Consider the following 19,269-nt stretch of genomic DNA (forward strand, 5'->3'; position numbering starts at 1 on the left):
AAACCACCCAAAATTTTGGATGGTTTCTGTTAACGATGATGCAGTTTTAAGATTAATTGAACTGAGAAAAATCTGGCTTGCGCTTTTGCATAAAGGCAGCCACAGCTTCCATCATTTCAGGAGAACCGACACGGCTCATAAAAATCACCGCTTCATGGTCAATCCACGACACGATTTCATCGACATCATGTTTCATAAGCGCTTTAGATTGCACCAATGATGCAAGCGGTAATGCTGCAAGCTGAGCTGCTTTTTTCTGAGCAGTTGTGTAGACATCTTCTTCAATGCTGTTAATGAGATTGGTCGCAAGCGCTTTTTCGCTGTTAAAGCGGTCTGCAGTAAGCAGTAATTCAGCTGCTTTTACGTGGCCTGCTTGGCGTGCAAGCAATTTGCTTGAAGCACCTTCAGGCGATAAACCAAGGCTCACAAAAGGAATTTGGAATAAGGCAGTATTGTCTGCATAGACTAAATCACAATGCAAAAGAATCGTCACACCAATGCCAATGGCAACACCGCGTACCGCAGCAATGAGCGGTTTAGAAAATTTTGCAGCAGATTTTAAGAGTACAAATGGAGGGCCATCTTCAGCGCGAATTTGATCTTTCATGGCAGCAGACTTCATAAAGTCTTGCATGTCATTGCCGGCACTGAAGTCTGCATCTGCACCGCGTAAAATAACCGTACGCACAGACGAGTCTTGATCTGCTTCATCTAGCGCTTTGGCAATCCAAAGATAGAGTTCGCTGTACAGCGCATTTTTTGCTTGAGGGCGGTTAATGGCTAAGGTCAGTACGCCATTGTCCAAATTCGCATTCAAATGTTCATGAGGTTGTTGAATACAGCTCAGTGTCATCGTACTATCCTTGCGTTAAAGTTCGTTTTGATTTTATGCCCGACATTATGTCGCATATTTCAGCCAGTGGCACAACTGCTCAGTTCATAAAAAGTTTGATTTGATATGAAATATACATTCGATTATTTGGTTTTTATCGGTCGTTTTCAGCCTTTTCATTTGGCGCACCTGCAAACGATAAAAATTGCCTTAGAACAAAGTAGCAATGTGCTTTTGGCTTTGGGCTCGGCACAAAATGAACGCAATATCAAAAATCCATTTTTAGCGACTGAACGTGAGCAGATGATTTTGTCGAATTTTTCTGAAGCAGATCAAGTACGGATTAAATTTGTGCATGTGATTGATGTGTATAACGATGAGAAATGGCAAAAACTAGTGAAAACTTCGGTTGCAGAAATTACACAGCCCGATGACCGTATTGGCCTGATTGGGCATTTTAAAGACGATTCATCTTATTATTTAAAATTCTTCCCAGAATGGCCTTTGGTTGAGCTAGAAAGCTTAAAAGGCGCTATGTCTGCAACACCCATCCGTGAAGCCTATTACCGCGGTGAAATTGATGAAACAGCCTTTCCAGCAGGAACGATTGAATTTTTAAAGCAGTTTCAAATCACGGATACCTATAAACAGTTACAAAAACACTTCAAAAATCAAGACAAAAGCAATTTATCCTAGGCTTGTATTTCAATGTCAATTACTAATGCAAGGCATGAAATACAGCAAATATAAATATAGTGCTACGTTTTAGGTAGCGTGGAGTGTTGTTCATGGGGCTGAGGGGTGTCATGCAAGTTGGGGCAAGTGTTGGTATATCAGCATTGCTTTATTCAACTTCGCATGCAGAAGTCTGGGGGCTTACCAAAGAAAGTTTGGTTAGTTTTGATATTAAAACTGTCGGTTTAACGGTGGTACAAGGTGTTTCAGACGAGGCTCAGGCACGTTTATATTTTGATATCAATCAACCTAAAAATGCATCAGTCGTTGTGACTTTATCATCCAACAGTTTGCAGTTTAATCCACCTGTATTACGGCCAATGATTTTGAGTGAACATTTCTTTGATGCCGATCAATATAAAACCATGATGTTTAAGAGCACTGAATTTGTTCCTATTGATGCCGATCATTATAACGTCTATGGCAATTTGACCTTAAAAGGCATTACCAAACCAACAGTATTTATGACCTTACTCAAGCCAAATACAGCCAATCCAAGGCTATTGGATGTGAACGCAGTGGGTTCAATTAACCGCAGTGATTTTGGGATGAAAAAGGCCTATGGTGGCGTAGGGGAAAAAGTGAATATTCGTTTAAAAGGGCAGTTACAGTCAAAATAATGTGCTCGCTATTTTAATCATTCATTTGGATAAGATTAATTACTTAATAGCACCATTCATATTTTCACTTGCATGCTGTAAAAGGTGTTGTGTTAGTTGATCAAGAGCCAAGGCCTGTTGCTTCCAATGATGCCAATATAGCGTTATTTCAATGTTTAGCTTTGGCATTAAATCAATTAATTGCCCTGTCTTTAAACGTTGCTCAATTTGGTGGTCTGGGACTAGGCCAAAACCTAAACCCATAAAAATAGCCTCAGCAAAAGCGGAAGATGAGGGAATAACATGGTGTGGGTAGCATGCGGGGCTTAATCCAAAATGTTGCAAAAGCAAGTTGCTATGCAGTTGATCCTTATTGTTATAAATAATCGCTGGCGCATGAGTTAAGGCTTCACGTGTGAGACCTTGACTAAACCATGTGTTTACAAACTCAGGATTTGCCACTAAGCGATAGCGTATTTCGCCTAGAGGCTGTGCAATACAGCCTTGCATTGCACGTGGCTCTGCAGAAATAGAGGCATTAACCAAACCCGTTTGCATTAATAGATGCGTTTCGGACTGATCATCTACATGAAAATGTGCAATAATTTTATGCTGAGTTAAGCAAGGTTTTATGCTTGGAAGTAGCCAAGTCGCGAGCGAGTCGGCATTGGTCGCAATATTGACTGTGTAAAAACTCTGAGTCTGCCCAGTTAAGTGATGTAAAAAATCCTGCTCACGTAAGCGGTTATGTTGTAAGTAATTTAATAGACTGCGTCCAGCATCTGTCACGTAGCATGGCCGTTCACGCACAATTAAAATATGTCCCAAACTTTTTTCTAAGCTTTGTACACGCAAAGTCACAGCAGAAGCAGTAATGGATAAACGGATGGCCGCAGCCTCAAAACTGCCTGTTTCAGCCACCGCTAAAAATGCATCGCATTGTTTATGATTCAGCATATTGATCTTTACTTAAAATAATTTAGTTAAGTTGATATTTTCTTAATAATACTCAATTTTAAACAGAAGCATTGATAATAAGCCTCATCTTTTTCATGTTTGATGCTTATGTGGCATACCTATATTCAAGGTCTTTTAGTTGGCCTTAGTTTAATTGTGGCGATTGGCGCGCAAAATGCATTTGTATTAAAGCAAGGCTTAAGACAAGAGCATGTGTTTTGGATTTGCTTGAGCTGTGCGCTATCAGATTCAATTTTGATTGTCTTAGGTGTGATTGGTTTTGCAACAGTGTTGCAACATTATCCAGAAATTGTGCAATTAGCAAAATGGGGCGGTGCATTATTTTTGCTTTGGTATGGCTATATGCATGCTAAGCAAGCACGACGTGGCCAGTCTGCTATTGAACTCAATAATGCAAGTGTACAAGGCTTAAAACATTTGATATTCATTAGTTTAAGTCTGACATGGTTAAATCCACATGTTTATTTAGACACCGTTATTCTATTGGGCTCTATTTCTGCACAATTTGAGGCTGTTGCATATTTTGCAGCAGGTGCAATTACGGCATCATGGTTATTTTTCTTTGCACTGGGTTATGGCGCACGTGTATTAACTCCAGTATTTAAAAGTCCTAAAGCATGGCAAGTTTTAGATGGTCTCATTGCGCTGGTAATGTGGAGCATTGCTTGGTCTTTAATCTTTTAGTAATAAAAAAGCCTATTTTAAAATAGGCTGATTGAGAAGCTTTGCTTGAAAAAGTGCGTGTAATTTTGTCGCGCGTGGTGCTTGTGCTTATGCAGATTGAAGTGCTTTAAGGTCTTCTAGAACTGCTTCAGCATGCCCAGCAGCTTTTACTTTACGATATTCTTTTACCAATTTACCTTCATGGAAAATAAACGTCGAACGCTCGATGCCCATCACTTTTTTGCCATACATATTTTTTTCTTTAATGACATCAAATAGCTGACAAAGAACTTCTTCTTTATCACTGATTAAATTAATGCTGAGGTTTTGCTTTTCAGTGAAGTTTTGATGTGCTTTTACGGAGTCACGTGAAATACCAATAATCGTGGTATTAAGTGCATCAAATTGGTCTTTTAAGCAAGAAAAGCCGACTGCTTGTGTGGTACAGCCAGGCGTTGAGTCTTTTGGGTAAAAATAAACAATCAGCCATTCAGTTGCCAATTCAGCTAAATTGACTTCACCTGTTGTTGCAGGGAAGGCGTGTTGAGGTAGGGTCAAATCAGACATGGGCTGTTCCTTCAAAAATGATGCTGTTATATCAAAATATATAGTGAAGATAATCAATCTATCATACAGAAGTTCGTACGAAGAGGTACAGTGAGTGCTTGGATATACGTAAGCAAGAGATTGCCAAAGATAAAAAAGCCTGCAATTTGCAGGCTTTTTAGTGCATCAAAAAATTATTTAGATGCTTGAGCAGATTTCATTGCTTCTTCAGTTAAGGTTTTTAATTTACCTGTTAACTGAGGGCCAAAACATGCTTGTAAATCTTTATTTTGTTTTTGAACAAAAGCTAAAGATGCAGGGCTTTTCTTTTGGTTAATTGCACTTTGGATGTCCCATTTTTGTGCATTCGTCAAACGACCGTCTGCTTCAACAGCACAAGTACAGTATTTGCTGACTTCAGCAGCAGATAGCTTTTTACCTTTGCCAGTTTCTTCTTTACAAACATTAATTAACGCAGATTTAACGTTAGTGCTTTTATAAGCTTGCTGTAATTTGTCATTGTCAGCATGAGCAACAGAAGCAAATAGTGCTGTTGCAGATACTGCAATAGAAAGCATAATGTTTGATTTTAGCATATTCATAAACTCTACCTTGTTATACCGGTATATAACGTGTTGGATCTGCAACTCCTGCATCTGCAAAGCCTTGCTTACGCAGACGGCAGCTATCGCATTTACCACAAGCACGTCCTTGGTCATCTGCTTGATAGCAAGACACCGTTTGGCTATAGTCTACGCCATGTTCTATACCTAAGCGAATGATATTTGCTTTGGATAAATGTAACAGAGGTGTTTCAAATTTAAGAGGTTTTCCTTCAACGCCAACTTTTGTTGCTAAGCGCGCCATGTTAGCAAAAGCCTCAATAAATTCAGGACGGCAGTCTGGATAGCCTGAATAATCAACGGCATTGATGCCAATGACAATTGCTTCAGCACCAAAAACTTCTGCTGCTGCGAGGGCATAAGATAAGAAAATCGTGTTACGTGCTGGTACATAAGTAACAGGAATGCCTTCTTGCTCATGGTCAGGTACTTCAATACTGTGATCAGTAAGTGCAGAGCCACCTAAATTACCCAAGTCGATATTAATTACACGGTGTTCAACACCTGCTTGTTTAGTCAGTTGCTGTGCAGCGACTAATTCAGTCGTTGAGCGTTGACCATACATAAAGCTAAGCGCAATACATTCATAGTTTGACTGTGCCCATGCTAAGCAAGTAGTAGAGTCTAAGCCACCAGATAATAAGACAATCGCGCGAGGACGCATGTTCAAATCTCCAAACATTCTTTAATACTATTAACGACCAGTTTCGTCATTCCAAAGAAGTTTATGCAACTGAAGTTGGAAGCGGACAGGGAGATGGTCATCTAAAATCCACTGCGCAAGACCACGTGCAAGTTGAGGAAGACGTACAGCACCTTTTTCTACAGCAAACGCAGGAGAGAACCATACGGTGCTGACTTTTTGATGCAATTGGAACTGTTCAACTTGCTGTTTTGACCATTCATAATCTTCACGATTACAAATGACAAATTTAATTTGATCGTGCTCAGTTAAATAATCGAGGTTACTAAGCAAATTCCGTGCAGATTCACCGGAAGTCGGGGTTTTTAAATCTAAAACTTTAGATACACGAGGGTCTACTTTGGACACATCCAAAGCACCACTGGTTTCTAATGACACTTGGCAACCTAAATCTGCAAGTTTGGTCATGAGTGGAAGTGCATTGGGCTGAGCTAAGGGCTCACCACCTGTAACGCAAATATAAGGCGTTTTAAAGTCGAGTGTGGTTTGAATAATTTCTTCTAATGATTGGCGTTGACCACCTTCAAACGAATATGTGGTATCGCAATAGGTGCAACGTAGAGGGCAACCTGTAAGACGGATAAATACAGTCGGTAAACCCGCTGCATTGGCTTCGCCTTGCAATGAATAAAAGATCTCCGTAATACGTAAACCCGCAGAAGGATCAGAAACAGGAATGGCGGAAGATCGAAGCGTACTCATAGCAAAATTAAACCATAGTTTAGAAAACAAAAATCTCTACGATCATGACTGATCGTAGAGACACAAAAGAGATGAATAAAGAATTATTCGTCGCGTAGAAGATCGTTCAAGCTTGTTTTCGCACGTGTTTTAGCGTCAACTTTTTTTACGATAATTGCTGCATATAGGCTGTAAGTACCGCATTTAGAAGGAAGGCTACCTGCAACTACCACAGAGCCCGCTGGTACGCGACCGTAGTGAATTTCGCCTGTTGCGCGGTCATAAATCTTAGTAGATTGACCAATGAACACGCCCATAGAAATTACAGAACCTTCTTCTACGATTACGCCTTCAACGATTTCAGAACGTGCACCGATGAAGCAGTTGTCTTCAATAATTGTTGGGTTAGCTTGAAGTGGTTCAAGTACACCACCAATGCCTACACCACCTGAAAGGTGAACGTTTTTACCAATTTGAGCACATGAACCTACAGTTGCCCATGTATCTACCATTGTACCTTCGTCAACGTAAGCACCAATGTTTACATAAGAAGGCATTAATACAACGTTTTTCGCTTGGAAAGAACCTTTACGTGCTACAGCTGGTGGTACAACACGTACACCTGCAGCTTTAAATTGTTCTTCAGTCCAACCTGTGAATTTAGTGTCTACTTTATCGTAGAATTGAAGGTCACATGACTCGATTGGCTTGTTGTCATTTAATTTAAAAGATAACAATACCGCTTTCTTAACCCATTGGTGAACAACCCAATCACCATTGATTTTTTCAGCTACACGTAAAGAGCCGTTATCAAGGCCAGCAATTACTTCCTCAACTGCTGCACGTACTTCAGCAGGGCAGTTTGCTGCAGTGAAGTTAGCACGGTTGTCAAACGCTTGTTCAATGATTGTTGAAAGCTGAGACATGATCTTCCATCCAGAAAAAAATTTTCATCGATTTTACACTAAATTGGGCTAAAAATAGATGGAAAATAACCAATAGATCGGAATTAATAATTAAAATGAATGGAAGTTAAAAACCAAGCCGAGATGTGGTTAAAAAATGCTCTAAATAAATTAAAAATCAATATCTCAGTCAAATTTGTATCAAAAAATAACAAAAACTCAGCAAAATTTGAATAAAACGTGATCGGTATCTAATTTATATTGCAACTCAGAATGAAAAATCAATTTGTAAAACAATTTATCTAATGTTGTTATTTGAGAGGAGAAACAAAATGAAAGCTCTACATACAACAATTCTAGCAGTTGCAATGTTGGCTACAGCTGGTACAGCAATGGCCGATTCAGCAGTTGTGCATGATGGCTATGCATTTGATCAAAATAAACTGATTCCAACTGGCGCACGCCTTGAAGTGGGTACAACAGGTTATGGTGGTGCTTTACTTTGGACAGCCAATCCTTATGTTGGTTTAGCTCTAGGTTATAACGGTGGCGATATTTCATGGACCGATGATGTATCTGTCAACGGCACTAAATACGATTTAGACATGGAAAACAACAATGTCTATTTAAACGCTGAAATCCGTCCTTGGGGCGCAAGTGAAAACCCTTGGGCGCAAGGTTTATATGTTGCAGCGGGTATTGGCTATATCGATAACGACTATGACCTGCAAAAACGTATCAACCCGGGCGAAACCTTATCTATTGACGGTAAAAACTACCAAGTTGCAAGTACAGCAGCCAGTCAAGGCGGTGTGCGCGGCACCATGGGATATAAAAATGATATCGCGCCATACCTTGGTTTAGGCTGGGCGCCAAAAATCAATAAAAACTGGGGTGTGTTCGGTGAAGTAGGCGCTTATTATACCGGCAATCCTTCTGTACAATTGTCTCAGTATAATTTAAGTCCAGTCAGCGGCAACCCAACGGGCGCGCAGGCTGCAGTCGATGACGAAGCGAATCAAATTGCCAATGATGATAAATTTGAATGGCTTCCAGTCGGCAAAGTGGGTGTGAGCTACCATTGGTAAGCTGCATTCACCGCATATAAAAAAACAGGCTCCGGCCTGTTTTTTTATGGTCTGATATTAAAAGATTCGCGATTGAAATATCAAAAGAAATGCCCAATTTTTAGACCATAAGCCCAAGCAGTACGGTCATCTAAGGTTGAAATAGAACTTACTGAAATACTGCCCTTGTCTTCTTTGGAGGGTTTAAATTTTAAATAGTACAAACCACCAGAAATAAAACTTTTGGGGCTAAATTGATAACGAAGACCTGTGCCTAATCCGTTATAACCATTTGCGGGGTTAATGGTTGAAGCGGGATTATCACTACCACTGTCCCATACCGTTTCTAAGCTTGCGAAAGTGCGAGCATTGAGCTGATGCGCTATACCAATTTTGGCTGACCATTGATCTGATTGGTAATCGATTAAATTAAAATTAGCCAATGCCTGAATAAATGCAGAAATTTCTGGTGTGGGTGTTAAGGCCTTAAAATCGGAAATGGTATTTTGAATAATTTGGTCAAAGCCTTTAGGCTTAATTTTAAAATTTGACCAATCCACCCATCTTACAGAACCATAAATCAGATTATGTGTGGTGATGCCACTCATAAAGTCAAAATTAACAGATTGAGGTGTGACAATTTCAGTGCGATCGGAAAAATCGCCATGCATGGCTGTGCTTTCAATTGCTTGATTTTTATGTTTGATTCTAGAGCGATAAGTTAAGTTGGCCCGTAATGCAATTTCAGGAATCTGATAACTGATACCTCCCAGCCATCCTAATGCTCGATCATTTTTTAAGGTGACGTTGTAGCCGTTAAAAAAATAGAAGCTTTGTCCAAATAAGTTCAGGTCGCCACCAAAGTTTTGATAGGCCAATCCACCATAAATATTCCATTGAGGTGTGGGTTGATACCCCATTAGTGCAGTAATATTTTCTGATTTAAGATGAATATCAATAGCTTCTAATTGTTCATGTCCAAGAATAGATTCAGGTGAATAGTCATAATTCAGTTTAACGCCAAAGGGTTGATCGAGTAATAATCCTACTGAGACCTGTGGATTGAGCTGTAATTTAATAGCACTTTGCACAAAATGGAAATCTTCAATTAAGTTCCCTGTTGAAAAATCAGTGACATTCAGGACTTGGGACAACTCTTCTTTATTTGAGTTTTCACCACTTAGATTGCCCGTAACAACGCCAAAATTAAATTCCGTATAATTGTTGGGTTCGAGGAAGGCTAATGTACTTTGACCAGATCGTTCGAGCGCTGCTGCTTGCGTGTGGCATGCGATACATAGGGGGAGTAGCGCAAGCATAGATGCAGGTTTCATAAACGGGCCTAATATTGGGTGATTTTTGTTCCATAGTGTAAGTTAAAAAAAGCACAAAAAATTTTTTTTAAGATAAAAAAAGAGGCCGAAGCCTCTTTTTGTTTATGTTTTTATGTTTAATCTTCTGGGTAGGCGACTTTTTTCAGCGCTTTAATATCTGCATCAGGTGAGCAGAGTGAAATAAATTCATAACCATAGCCACGTAATAAATGACCTTTACGTACGGCAAGCCATGTGGTGTTGATACCAAAAATATCCGTTTCAATTTGTTTTAGGCGATAGTCGCGTTCATTGTCATAAGCAACATTGTTGACAATGCCCACACCCATGTTCAGCTCTACATAGGTTTTAATAACATCGGCATCGAGGGCAGACATTACGATGTCGACATCTAAGCCTGCATCATCAAAGGCTTGGTCAATTTTAGAACGACCTGTAAAGCCACCGTGATAAGTAATAATTGGATATTGGGCAAGGTCTTCAATTTGGATATTGTCTTGACTTGCCAATGGATGATTTTGTGGCGTAATGATACTGTGTTGCCAGTTATAGTAAGGCACACTTGCTAGATTACTTTCAGTTGTAAGTGATTCAGTTGCAATACCAATATCTGCTTCACCCTGTAACAGCATTTCTGTAATTTCGACTGGGCTTGCTTGTTGTAAAATCAAATGAACTTTAGGGAATTCTTTTTTAAATTGATTCACAATCGGCGGTAACACATAGCGCGCTTGGGTATGTGTGGTGGCAATGGTCAATGTACCTTCGTCTACTTTGTTAAAGTCATCGGCAAGGCGTTTAATATTATCGGCATCGACCAACATGCGTTCTACAATGCCAAGTAAAGCTTGGCCAGGCTCAGTTAAGCCTAAAAGACGCTTACCTTTACGAATAAAAAGTTGTACGCCAAGTTCATCTTCTAAATCTTTAATATGTTTACTTACGCCAGATTGTGAAGTGTAAAGCGCTGCTGAAGCTTCAGTAAGGTTAAAGCTTTGTCGAACGGTTTCACGAATAATTCTAAGTTGTTGGAAATTCATAATTCTGACTACCTCAAAAATGATGGGGCTTTCCTAGCCCCATCTATAAGTATTATGCGACTTGATTTTCAAATAAATGCAAAGCAGTAGCACTTAACCAAACCGTCTGATTTGGACGGAATTGGTGCAATTTTGCATCATCTGGTGTAAGGGTAATTTCAATTAAATTGCCTTGGCGATCTTGTAGTTCAGCCAGTACTTTGCCTGCAATCCATACTTCACGTAAGAACGTTGCTTGAATGGCATTGTCTTGAGGCTGTGCATGAATACGCAGTTCATCAGGACGGGCAAAGGCAATCACTGGGCCTTGTGGCGAATTTGGTGCTTGTGGCAATTGAATGCGGTCTTCACCAATTTGAATAATGCCATTGCTATTTTGACCTTCAAAACGGTTAGCTTGACCTAAAAAGTCGAACACAAACGGTGTTGCTGGTTTTTCGTAGACTTCACGTGGCGAACCAATTTGCTCAACATTACCTTTGTTCATCACAATAATTTGATCGGCAACTTCCAGAGCTTCCTCTTGGTCATGCGTTACAAAAATAGAGGTGATATGTAATTCATCATGAAGAGTACGCAACCAACGACGGAGTTCTTTACGTACTTTGGCATCGAGGGCACCAAATGGTTCGTCGAGTAAAAGTACACGTGGCTCAACAGCTAAAGCACGTGCCAAAGCAATACGTTGGCGTTGACCACCAGACAATTGAGCAGGATAACGATCCGCTAAGAAACCCAGTTGAACCAAATCAAGTAAACGCGTTACACGTTTTTTAATTTCAGCTTCAGAAGGGCGCGTAGCACGTGGGCGTACACGTAAGCCAAAGGCAATATTGTCAAATACAGTCATGTGGCGGAACAAGGCATAGTGCTGGAATACAAAACCAACTTCACGTTCACGAACGTGCACATTGGTCGCATCTTCACCTTCTAAAATCACTTGACCACCATCTGCAGATTCTAGACCAGCAATAATACGTAGCAGGGTTGTTTTACCACAGCCAGATGGGCCAAGGAGTGCAACCAATTGGCCATCTGGAAAATCGAGTGAAATATTTTTCAGCGCATGGAATGCACCAAAGTGTTTTTCAATATTTTTTACTTGAATACTCATGAGGTCATTCCTTAAGAAGCTGTTGAATCATCATTGCGTTTGTCTTGTTTCTCTTGGCGGATTTCAACCCATGTTTTTAAAATCAGGGTGATAATTGCCAGTAATGCCAAGAGAGATGAAACCGCAAAAGCTGCACTGAAGGTATATTCGTTATAAAGAATTTCGACGTGCAGGGGTAGGGTGTTGGTTTCACCACGAATATGACCAGAAACAACCGACACCGCACCAAACTCGCCCATTGCGCGTGCATTACACAGAATCACGCCGTAAATTAAGCCCCATTTGATATTTGGAAGTGTGACTTTCCAAAAGGTTTGCCAGCCTGAAGCACCAAGAACAATCGCAGCTTCTTCTTCTTCGGTACCTTGTGCTTCCATCAAAGGAATAAGCTCACGTGCAACAAAAGGTACTGTAATAAACACAGTGGCTAATACAATCGCAGGAACGGCATATAAAATTTTAATGTCGTTGTCCATGAGCCAGCCACCAAACCAGCCTTGAGTACCAAACATCAGTACCAGCATTAAACCTGCAATAACTGGCGATACTGAAAATGGCATATCAATAATGGTGGTTAAAATAGACTTACCACGGAAATTGAATTTAGCAACACACCACGCAGCAGCCACACCAAATACGACGTTCAATGGCACAGCAATTGCCGCCGTAAGCAAGGTGAGTTTAACTGCAGATAAAGTATCTGGATGAACCAAAGCTTGGAAATAGACACCGACCCCTTGCTTAAAGGCTTCAACGAATACCAGTACCAATGGCAACATTAAGCAGCTGGCAAAGAAAATCATGGCAATGATAATGAGTGTACGACGAACCCAAGTCGGTTCACGCGTTGCATCACGTGACTGCAATTTTTCAGCTAAAGCATTGCTGTTTACGTTCATCGCGCAGTTCTCCCTGTACGGCGGCTCGCCCAAGCTTGTACCAAGTTAATGAGGAACAAAATTGCAAACGAAATAACCAGCATAACGACAGCAATAGTCGTTGCACCTGCATAGTCATATTCTTCTAGGCGAGAAATGATCATTAGCGGCGCAATTTCCGTTTTGAACGGTTGGTTACCTGCAATAAAAATGACTGAACCGTATTCACCCACACCACGTGCAAATGCGAGTGCAAAGCCTGTAATAAGTGCTGGGAATAAAATCGGCAGAATCACTTTGGTCACAATCTGCAGACGGTTTGCACCTAAAGCAGAAGCAGCTTCTTCAAGCTCAGTTTCCAAGTCACTCAGTACAGGTTGTACAGTACGTACAACGAAAGGAATACCAATAAAAATTAAAGCGAGGGTAATACCAATCGGGGTATATGCCACTTTAATGCCAATGGGCTCAAGATACTGACCAATCCAGCCTGTTGGTGCATACAGCGACGTTAGGGCAATACCTGCAACTGCAGTTGGCAATGCAAAAGGTAAGTCAACTAAGGCATCAACAATACGTTTACCTGGGAAGGTATAGCGCACTAAGCACCAAGCCAACAATAAGCCAAATACGACATTGATTAAGGCCGCAATAATGGCGGCACTAAAGCTTAATTGTAAGGATTTTAAAATTCGCTCAGAACTTAAAATTTCCCAAAGACCGTCCCAACCAATACCTAACGATTTGATAAACACCGCAGATAAAGGAATGAGCACAATTAAAGACAAATACGCTAGGGTAAAGCCTAGAGACAGACCAAATCCTGGCAGCACTCGGGATCGCTGCGACATGATTACTCCTCAAAGAGAGAACGTTGACTGAAGTCAGTCAACAAAAATATGAAAAATTGGCTCAAGCATAAGTGGCGATGACTAAATTGCAAATTTAAAAAAATACTTGCTGTCATCAGCTTTACTGATATGTGGCATGGTTTTTTCTGAAACAAGATAATTAAATACTTCAGGAAATGGCCCAAAACCAGACGCAACATTAATATGTCCTGCAAGTCCCGCATTGACTGGTGTCAATTGCCAAGATTTTGCCAGACGCTGTGCATCATCAAAAGCTAACCACGGATCATTTTCACTAATGATTAAAGTCGTTGGGACATGAATGCTTAATTGATGAAAATAAGCTTCATAGTCATTTTGACTATCACGAGCAAAACCAGCCTCACCAAAGCGAGCAGGGTTTGCTGGTGCAACCAGAATCAATTTTTTAATTTTTTGATTGAATTCTGGGTGCTGTGCAAGAGCAGCTACAGTGGTTAAGCATCCAAAGCTGTGCGCAACAATCTGAATTTGGTCTTGTATTGGAGCTACGGTTTGCACAAATTGTGCAATCCATTGCTCTAATATAGGTTGGTTCCAATCTTTTTGTTGTACACGTGAGCATGACATGAGCTGGCGTTCAAGCCAAGACTGCCAGTGATTGTATTCACTACCGCCTACACCAGGAACAATTACAGTATGCGTCATGTCTATACTCCTTATACGGTGTCAGAATTATTTTCCGTTATTCGCTTTTACGATTTGGTCAAAGATACCGCCATTATCAAAGTGGGCTTTTTGTACTTTGTCCCAGCCCCCAAACTCTTGATCAATCGTGACCAATTTGAGTGGTTTAAATACGTGACGGTATTGCGCTAAAGTTTTTTCATTACGTGGACGGTAGAAGTTTTCAGCTGCTAGTTGTTGTCCACGTGGTGAATACAAGAAATTTAAATAACCTTGTGCTAAATATTTATTGCCTTTTTTCTCTGCATTTTTTTCGGCAATTGCAACAGGTGGCTCAGCCAAAATAGACAACGACGGCGTTACGATTTCAAACTTGCCTGGTTGTTCACGAAGCGCCAAATATGCTTCGTTTTCCCAAGCTAGGAGTACATCGCCAATGCTTCGTTCAGCAAAAGTTGTGGTTGCACCACGTGCACCTGAGTCTAACACTTTCGTATTTTTATAAATTTGACGTACAAACTCTTGTGCTTTGGCATCATTACCACCTGCTTGGTGTTTTGCCCATGCCCATGCTGCTAAGTAGTTCCAACGTGCGCCACCCGAAGTTTTAGGGTTAGGTGTAATAATACCTACGCCTGGTTTAACTAAGTCGCCCCAGTCTTTAATAGCTTTTGGATTGCCTTTACGCACTAAGAACACAATAGTTGAGGTATATGGTGTGGCATTGTTTGGTAATTTTTTTTGCCAATCTTTTGGTAAGATTTTGGTTTTCTCTGCAATGACGTCAATATCGGCAGCTAAGGCTAAAGTTACAACATCAGCATCGAGGCCATCAATCACGGCGCGAGCTTGTTTGCCTGACCCACCATGAGATTGTTTGAAATTAATTTTTTGTCCTGTACGGCTTTCCCAGTATTTGCCAAAGTCTTTGTTTACCGCTTCATACAATTCGCGTGTCGGATCATAAGAAACATTTAAAAAGTCTTTGGCAGTAGCACCTAAAGAAAATGTTGATACTGCAAGGGCGATTACCCCAAGTTTCAATTGTGCTGAAAAGCGCATACAGACCTCAATTTTTTGAATGTTTATCAATGCAGAGAAGAATAGCGCCAATCTTTATGCATAAAAAATAATAAAAAATGAATTTAATATGAAATTATAAGATAAGTGTGCTGAAGGCATGACTAACAAAAACAGCAATCCGAAGATTGCTGCTGTTTGATATAAAAATAAGCGTTTGAATATCTAATAAAATTTATTTTGCGCTGTTGGTTTTTACGATTTGATCAAATATACCGCCGTTATCAAAATGTTTTTTCTGTACTTTAGACCAGCCACCAAATTCTTTATCAATGGTGACTAACTTTAATGGCTTAAATACAGACGTGTATTTGGCAGCAACAGCGCTATTACGTGGGCGATAGTAGTTGTTTGCTGCAATGGTTTGACCCGCTGGTGAGTACAAGTAGTTAAGATAAGCTTTGGCTAAATTCAGGTTGCCATCTTTTTCGGCATTTTTCTCTACAATTGCCACAGGTGGCTCAGCCAAAATAGACAAAGACGGTGTCACGATTTCAAACTTACCCGGCTGTTCACGTAGTGCAAGGAAGGCTTCATTTTCCCAAGCCAGGAGTACATCCCCAATACCACGCTCAGCAAATGTAGTGGTAGCACCACGTGCACCTGAGTCTAGTACTTTGGTGTTTTTATAAATTTGACGTACAAACTCTTGTGCTTTGGCATCATTACCGCCTGCTTGGTGTTTTGCCCATGCCCATGCTGCTAAGTAGTTCCAACGTGCACCACCGGATGTTTTAGGGTTAGGTGTAATGATGGCTACGTCATTTTTAACCAAATCACCCCAGTCTTTAATGCCTTTCGGGTTGCCTTTACGCACTAAAAAGACAATGGTTGAAGTATAGGGTGTTGAGTTATTTGGAAATTTCTTTTGCCAATCTTTAGGCAATAAATTTGAGTTTTCTGCAATGGCATCAATATCGGCAGCGAGCGCTAAAGTTACGACATCAGCACCTAAGCCATCAATTACAGAACGAGCTTGTTTGCCAGAACCACCATGTGATTGTTTATATGTAATATCTTGGCCAGTTTTCTTTTTCCAATACTCACCGAAGTCTTTGTTAAAGTTATCATATAGTTCGCGTGTCGGATCGTATGAAACGTTGAGAAAGTTTTTTGCTAAAGCGCTGAATGACGTCGCTGAAATGAGTGTCGCCAATACCCCAATTTTAAGTGTATGCATGATTATTTATCCTTTGGATTTTGATTTATCAGATAGCTTGGGTGCAGAATATCTGCTGATTGTTTTTAGAAAAAATAATAAGAAATGCATTTGATATCTGTAAAAATGCAATACCAATAAACACTAGGAATTGTGACTCACAATTTTTAAACTAGGCGCAAAATTAAGTTGCTAAGGCGGGGGCGTAGTGCATGCTGTGTTTTAAAAATGGGGCAGAACAGGCAACAATTGCTTTGTCGGATCGTGCTTTTCATTATGGAGATGGTTGCTTTAGTACCGCGCGTTTACGTGAAGGGCAACTTGAATTACACGATTTACATTGGGCACGTTTACAACATGCCAATGAGCGATTAGGGCTAAACGCAGATTTATCACTTATTTTAAAAACATTAGCATTAATTGTTCAGGCAAATACAAAAGCGTCGGGCACAGTCAAAATTGTGTTAAGCCGTGGTGAAGGACAGCGAGGTTATAGTTGGCCACAGCACCCTGCAGATGTATGGTTGTTTTATTATCCTAAAGCGCAAACTGATTTTGAATACGACATCATTAAAAGTGGTGTATTGGAGCAGGCGATAGGGCTGAGTATGCCTAATTTGGCGGGTCTTAAAACATTGAATCGCTTAGAGCAAGTATTGCTTAAACAAGAGGCCGATCAAAGCAATTGGAGTGAAGCACTCGTTTTAGATATACAAGGGACAGTTGTTGAAGGTGTGAGCAGTAATTGTTTTATTCGTATAAACGATTCATGGATTACGCCAGAACTTCGTTATAATGGCGTACATGGTGTAATGCGGGCAGCCATCTTAATGCGTATGCAACAATCTGGCGTTCAGTGTGTGCAACGCTCAATAGATATGAGTGAGATAGCAAATATTCAAAGCTTATTTTTTTGCAATGCCTTACACCCAATGAAAATTGTTTCACACTTAAATGCGACACCTTTAGATGTTCAGGCCTGTACTGAATTGTTTCATATCCTTCAATTAAATCAGATTCATAAATATGTCATCCGCTAAGCCAAAATCTAAAAATAAAAAGCCACAGCTTGCTTCTAAAAAGCCAAAAGTCATTTTACTTGTGCTTTTGCTCATGGCTGTGATGCTCTGTGCTGTACTATGGTCGAGCTTGTTTAAGTCTTATCCAATTGAGGGTAAAAAACAGATGCTCGCCATTGGTCAGGGCGATACATATTCAGGTTTTATCGATCGATTGGTGAAGGAAGATAAAGCTAGTTTTCCAATTGTTTTGAAGCTGTATCAAAAATTGATGATACACGACACCTTAAAAGCGGGTGTATATGAAGTGCGTGAAGGTATGAGCATTCGCGAAGTTATGCAAATGATTTCAAATGTTGATAATGCTCAAATGAATCGCATTTTAGTCATTGAAGGCACAACCTTTAAACAATTGATTGAAGCACTAAAAAAAGATCCATTGGTACAACATGATGTATCTCATTTATCTCAAGCTGAGCTGTTAAAGGCATTAGATATTCCTTTTGACCATCCTGAAGGCTTATTCGCACCAGATACTTATTTCTTTGCCAAAGGTGAGTCGGATAAAAAGATTTTAAAAGACTTATACAGCCGTCAAATGAAAGCTTTAGATCAAGCTTGGGCGAATCGTGCAACAGATTTGCCATATAAAGATAAATACGAAGCGCTGGTAATGGCATCCATTATTGAAAAGGAAACCAGCCTCGACAGTGAGTTAGAACAGGTGTCAGGTGTATTTGTACGCCGTTTAAAATTAGGCATGCGTTTACAAACCGACCCAACCGTGATTTATGGCATGGGTGATAAATATACAGGCAATATTACCCGTCAGGATTTGCGTACGCCAACGCCGTATAATACCTATACCATGAGTGGCTTACCGCCAACGCCAATTGCTTTACCAAGTAAAAAAGCCATAGAAGCGGCTATGCATCCAGATGTTGCAGACAATATTTACTTTGTTGCAACTGGCAATGGTGGGCATAAATTTAGCGCAAATTTGCAAGATCATAATCGCGCAGTGCAAGAGTATCTTGCTGTGATACGTTCGAAGAAATAAGGAGTGAGCATGTTTATCAGTTTTGAAGGTACTGAAGGGGTTGGTAAGACCACGCTCATTCGTAAAATCTATGAGCACTTTCAAAGCCAAGCTCAAGATGTGGTTCTTACACGTGAGCCAGGGGGTACACCTATGGCAGAGCAGATTCGTGGCTTACTTTTGGCAGTAAATCACGAAGAGCAAATGTGTAATGATACTGAGCTTCTACTGATGTATGCCGCACGTGCGCAACATATTGCACACGTGATTATGCCAGCATTAGAAGCAGGGAAAATCGTACTTTGTGATCGTTTTACTGATGCAAGTTTTGCTTATCAATGTGCAGGCCGAGGTTTAAGTGAAAGCAAACTACAGATGCTAAATGAGCATTTTGTTAGTCGTATGCCCGATGTCACATTTTGGTTAGATGCGCCTATTGAGTTGGGTATGGATCGTGCACGAGCACGTGGTGCGCTGGATCGTTTTGAGCAAGAGAAAGTCACTTTCTTTGAGAAAGTAAGGTCGGGTTATGCAAGTTTGGCAATGCGTGAACCACAGCGTGTGAAACGCTTAGATGCGACACAAAGCCCTGAACATGTTTTTACACAAGCAATGAACTACTTATAAGTTTTGCATAGATCTGTGACCATGTATGAATAATACTGCGATAACTGGATAAATAAATTCACTACACTTGTCCAAATGGTCATAGTTTTCACCAGCAAACTACTTTAAAAATCATCCATTACATCGTGAT

22 protein-coding genes are annotated in these 19,269 nt (G+C 40.4%); 7 read left to right on the forward strand and 15 right to left on the reverse strand.

What is annotated here, in order from left to right; genetic code table 11:
* Positions 1–52: 52 nt before the first annotated feature.
* Complete coding sequence (locus EXE29_RS13895) at positions 53–853, reverse strand: enoyl-CoA hydratase-related protein (protein WP_106985928.1); 801 nt, start codon at positions 851–853, stop codon at positions 53–55.
* Positions 854–958: 105 nt separating this feature from the next.
* Here EXE29_RS13895 and EXE29_RS13900 point away from each other — a divergent pair, with 105 nt between their 5' ends.
* On the forward strand, positions 959–1,528 hold the full coding sequence (locus tag EXE29_RS13900; RefSeq protein WP_106985927.1) for a nicotinate-nicotinamide nucleotide adenylyltransferase: 570 nt from the start codon (positions 959–961) through the stop codon (positions 1,526–1,528).
* Between the two features lie 92 nt (positions 1,529–1,620).
* Positions 1,621–2,187 carry a YceI family protein gene (locus EXE29_RS13905; RefSeq protein ID WP_228198812.1) on the forward strand — a complete coding sequence of 189 codons (567 nt, stop codon included), beginning with the start codon at positions 1,621–1,623 and terminating at the stop codon, positions 2,185–2,187.
* A 39-nt stretch (positions 2,188–2,226) separates the two neighbouring features.
* Here EXE29_RS13905 and EXE29_RS13910 read toward each other — a convergent pair whose 3' ends face one another.
* On the reverse strand, positions 2,227–3,123 hold the full coding sequence (locus EXE29_RS13910) for a LysR family transcriptional regulator ArgP (RefSeq protein WP_120364872.1): 897 nt from the start codon (positions 3,121–3,123) through the stop codon (positions 2,227–2,229).
* 108 nt (positions 3,124–3,231) lie between these two features.
* On the opposite strand from EXE29_RS13910, the gene EXE29_RS13915 reads away from it, so the two are divergent.
* Positions 3,232–3,828: a LysE/ArgO family amino acid transporter gene (locus EXE29_RS13915; RefSeq protein ID WP_117007541.1), complete on the forward strand. Its 597-nt coding sequence runs from the start codon at positions 3,232–3,234 to the stop codon at positions 3,826–3,828.
* Positions 3,829–3,915: 87 nt separating this feature from the next.
* On the opposite strand, the gene EXE29_RS13920 is transcribed toward EXE29_RS13915, so the two are convergent.
* The 5 genes from EXE29_RS13920 to dapD form a co-directional block, all read right to left on the reverse strand.
* On the reverse strand, positions 3,916–4,374 hold the full coding sequence (locus tag EXE29_RS13920) for a peroxiredoxin (RefSeq protein WP_120364871.1): 459 nt from the start codon (positions 4,372–4,374) through the stop codon (positions 3,916–3,918).
* A gap of 173 nt (positions 4,375–4,547) precedes the next feature.
* Entirely contained in the window at positions 4,548–4,955 is a 408-nt protein-coding gene (locus tag EXE29_RS13925; RefSeq protein WP_106985922.1) for a hypothetical protein, read from the reverse strand.
* A gap of 13 nt (positions 4,956–4,968) precedes the next feature.
* Positions 4,969–5,640: a 7-cyano-7-deazaguanine synthase QueC gene (gene queC / locus EXE29_RS13930; protein WP_106985921.1), complete on the reverse strand. Its 672-nt coding sequence runs from the start codon at positions 5,638–5,640 to the stop codon at positions 4,969–4,971.
* 30 nt (positions 5,641–5,670) lie between these two features.
* Positions 5,671–6,381 carry a 7-carboxy-7-deazaguanine synthase QueE gene (queE, locus tag EXE29_RS13935; protein WP_120364870.1) on the reverse strand — a complete coding sequence of 237 codons (711 nt, stop codon included), beginning with the start codon at positions 6,379–6,381 and terminating at the stop codon, positions 5,671–5,673.
* 83 nt (positions 6,382–6,464) lie between these two features.
* Entirely contained in the window at positions 6,465–7,286 is an 822-nt protein-coding gene (gene dapD, locus EXE29_RS13940) for a 2,3,4,5-tetrahydropyridine-2,6-dicarboxylate N-succinyltransferase (protein WP_117007508.1), read from the reverse strand.
* A gap of 311 nt (positions 7,287–7,597) precedes the next feature.
* On the opposite strand from dapD, the gene carO reads away from it, so the two are divergent.
* On the forward strand, positions 7,598–8,353 hold the full coding sequence (gene carO, locus EXE29_RS13945) for an ornithine uptake porin CarO type 1 (RefSeq protein WP_120364869.1): 756 nt from the start codon (positions 7,598–7,600) through the stop codon (positions 8,351–8,353).
* An 80-nt stretch (positions 8,354–8,433) separates the two neighbouring features.
* Here the strand turns inward: carO and EXE29_RS13950 are convergent, their stop codons facing one another.
* The 8 genes from EXE29_RS13950 to EXE29_RS13985 all read right to left on the reverse strand — a co-directional run bounded on the left by EXE29_RS13950 (position 8,434) and on the right by EXE29_RS13985 (position 16,475).
* Positions 8,434–9,666: an OmpP1/FadL family transporter gene (locus EXE29_RS13950; RefSeq protein WP_117007509.1), complete on the reverse strand. Its 1,233-nt coding sequence runs from the start codon at positions 9,664–9,666 to the stop codon at positions 8,434–8,436.
* Positions 9,667–9,782: 116 nt separating this feature from the next.
* A complete protein-coding gene (locus EXE29_RS13955) occupies positions 9,783–10,706 on the reverse strand; it encodes a CysB family HTH-type transcriptional regulator (RefSeq protein ID WP_106985916.1) in 924 nt (307 codons plus the stop codon).
* Positions 10,707–10,758: 52 nt separating this feature from the next.
* Entirely contained in the window at positions 10,759–11,820 is a 1,062-nt protein-coding gene (locus tag EXE29_RS13960) for a sulfate/molybdate ABC transporter ATP-binding protein (protein WP_106985915.1), read from the reverse strand.
* A gap of 11 nt (positions 11,821–11,831) precedes the next feature.
* Positions 11,832–12,719 (reverse strand): sulfate ABC transporter permease subunit CysW, encoded by an 888-nt coding sequence (gene cysW / locus EXE29_RS13965; RefSeq protein WP_106985914.1) that lies wholly within the window; start codon positions 12,717–12,719, stop codon positions 11,832–11,834.
* Positions 12,716–13,549 carry a sulfate ABC transporter permease subunit CysT gene (gene cysT / locus EXE29_RS13970; protein ID WP_106985913.1) on the reverse strand — a complete coding sequence of 278 codons (834 nt, stop codon included), beginning with the start codon at positions 13,547–13,549 and terminating at the stop codon, positions 12,716–12,718. Before cysT ends, cysW begins: the two co-directional genes overlap by 4 nt.
* A gap of 81 nt (positions 13,550–13,630) precedes the next feature.
* The gene (locus EXE29_RS13975) at positions 13,631–14,236 is read right to left on the reverse strand and encodes an RBBP9/YdeN family alpha/beta hydrolase (protein ID WP_120364868.1); all 606 of its coding nucleotides are present in this window, start codon (positions 14,234–14,236) and stop codon (positions 13,631–13,633) included.
* A 27-nt stretch (positions 14,237–14,263) separates the two neighbouring features.
* A complete protein-coding gene (locus EXE29_RS13980) occupies positions 14,264–15,277 on the reverse strand; it encodes a sulfate ABC transporter substrate-binding protein (protein ID WP_120364867.1) in 1,014 nt (337 codons plus the stop codon).
* Between the two features lie 193 nt (positions 15,278–15,470).
* Positions 15,471–16,475 carry a sulfate ABC transporter substrate-binding protein gene (locus tag EXE29_RS13985; RefSeq protein WP_120364866.1) on the reverse strand — a complete coding sequence of 335 codons (1,005 nt, stop codon included), beginning with the start codon at positions 16,473–16,475 and terminating at the stop codon, positions 15,471–15,473.
* A gap of 191 nt (positions 16,476–16,666) precedes the next feature.
* Here EXE29_RS13985 and pabC point away from each other — a divergent pair, with 191 nt between their 5' ends.
* The 3 genes from pabC to tmk are packed head-to-tail and all read left to right on the forward strand — an operon-like array spanning position 16,667 to position 19,139.
* Complete coding sequence (pabC, locus tag EXE29_RS13990; protein WP_120364865.1) at positions 16,667–17,494, forward strand: aminodeoxychorismate lyase; 828 nt, start codon at positions 16,667–16,669, stop codon at positions 17,492–17,494.
* Positions 17,481–18,533: an endolytic transglycosylase MltG gene (gene mltG, locus EXE29_RS13995; protein ID WP_120364864.1), complete on the forward strand. Its 1,053-nt coding sequence runs from the start codon at positions 17,481–17,483 to the stop codon at positions 18,531–18,533. Before pabC ends, mltG begins: the two co-directional genes overlap by 14 nt.
* A gap of 9 nt (positions 18,534–18,542) precedes the next feature.
* Entirely contained in the window at positions 18,543–19,139 is a 597-nt protein-coding gene (tmk, locus tag EXE29_RS14000; protein WP_120364863.1) for a dTMP kinase, read from the forward strand.
* The last annotated feature ends 130 nt before the right edge of the window (positions 19,140–19,269 follow it).

This window comes from Acinetobacter sp. WCHAc060006 (assembly GCF_004209135.1).
In the GTDB taxonomy this organism is placed as follows: domain Bacteria; phylum Pseudomonadota; class Gammaproteobacteria; order Pseudomonadales; family Moraxellaceae; genus Acinetobacter; species Acinetobacter cumulans.

Bases quoted from the DNA above. Each gene is read 5' to 3' on its own strand.
- EXE29_RS13895 (WP_106985928.1), bottom strand. From the start codon at position 853: ATGACACTGAGCTGTATTCAACAACCTCATGAACATTTGAATGCGAAT.
- EXE29_RS13900 (WP_106985927.1), top strand. From the start codon at position 959: ATGAAATATACATTCGATTATTTGGTTTTTATCGGTCGTTTTCAGCCT.
- EXE29_RS13905 (WP_228198812.1), top strand. From the start codon at position 1,621: ATGGGGCTGAGGGGTGTCATGCAAGTTGGGGCAAGTGTTGGTATATCA.
- EXE29_RS13910 (WP_120364872.1), bottom strand. From the start codon at position 3,123: ATGCTGAATCATAAACAATGCGATGCATTTTTAGCGGTGGCTGAAACA.
- EXE29_RS13915 (WP_117007541.1), top strand. From the start codon at position 3,232: ATGTGGCATACCTATATTCAAGGTCTTTTAGTTGGCCTTAGTTTAATT.
- EXE29_RS13920 (WP_120364871.1), bottom strand. From the start codon at position 4,374: ATGTCTGATTTGACCCTACCTCAACACGCCTTCCCTGCAACAACAGGT.
- EXE29_RS13925 (WP_106985922.1), bottom strand. From the start codon at position 4,955: ATGAATATGCTAAAATCAAACATTATGCTTTCTATTGCAGTATCTGCA.
- queC (WP_106985921.1), bottom strand. From the start codon at position 5,640: ATGCGTCCTCGCGCGATTGTCTTATTATCTGGTGGCTTAGACTCTACT.
- queE (WP_120364870.1), bottom strand. From the start codon at position 6,381: ATGAGTACGCTTCGATCTTCCGCCATTCCTGTTTCTGATCCTTCTGCG.
- dapD (WP_117007508.1), bottom strand. From the start codon at position 7,286: ATGTCTCAGCTTTCAACAATCATTGAACAAGCGTTTGACAACCGTGCT.
- carO (WP_120364869.1), top strand. From the start codon at position 7,598: ATGAAAGCTCTACATACAACAATTCTAGCAGTTGCAATGTTGGCTACA.
- EXE29_RS13950 (WP_117007509.1), bottom strand. From the start codon at position 9,666: ATGAAACCTGCATCTATGCTTGCGCTACTCCCCCTATGTATCGCATGC.
- EXE29_RS13955 (WP_106985916.1), bottom strand. From the start codon at position 10,706: ATGAATTTCCAACAACTTAGAATTATTCGTGAAACCGTTCGACAAAGC.
- EXE29_RS13960 (WP_106985915.1), bottom strand. From the start codon at position 11,820: ATGAGTATTCAAGTAAAAAATATTGAAAAACACTTTGGTGCATTCCAT.
- cysW (WP_106985914.1), bottom strand. From the start codon at position 12,719: ATGAACGTAAACAGCAATGCTTTAGCTGAAAAATTGCAGTCACGTGAT.
- cysT (WP_106985913.1), bottom strand. From the start codon at position 13,549: ATGTCGCAGCGATCCCGAGTGCTGCCAGGATTTGGTCTGTCTCTAGGC.
- EXE29_RS13975 (WP_120364868.1), bottom strand. From the start codon at position 14,236: ATGACGCATACTGTAATTGTTCCTGGTGTAGGCGGTAGTGAATACAAT.
- EXE29_RS13980 (WP_120364867.1), bottom strand. From the start codon at position 15,277: ATGCGCTTTTCAGCACAATTGAAACTTGGGGTAATCGCCCTTGCAGTA.
- EXE29_RS13985 (WP_120364866.1), bottom strand. From the start codon at position 16,475: ATGCATACACTTAAAATTGGGGTATTGGCGACACTCATTTCAGCGACG.
- pabC (WP_120364865.1), top strand. From the start codon at position 16,667: ATGCTGTGTTTTAAAAATGGGGCAGAACAGGCAACAATTGCTTTGTCG.
- mltG (WP_120364864.1), top strand. From the start codon at position 17,481: ATGTCATCCGCTAAGCCAAAATCTAAAAATAAAAAGCCACAGCTTGCT.
- tmk (WP_120364863.1), top strand. From the start codon at position 18,543: ATGTTTATCAGTTTTGAAGGTACTGAAGGGGTTGGTAAGACCACGCTC.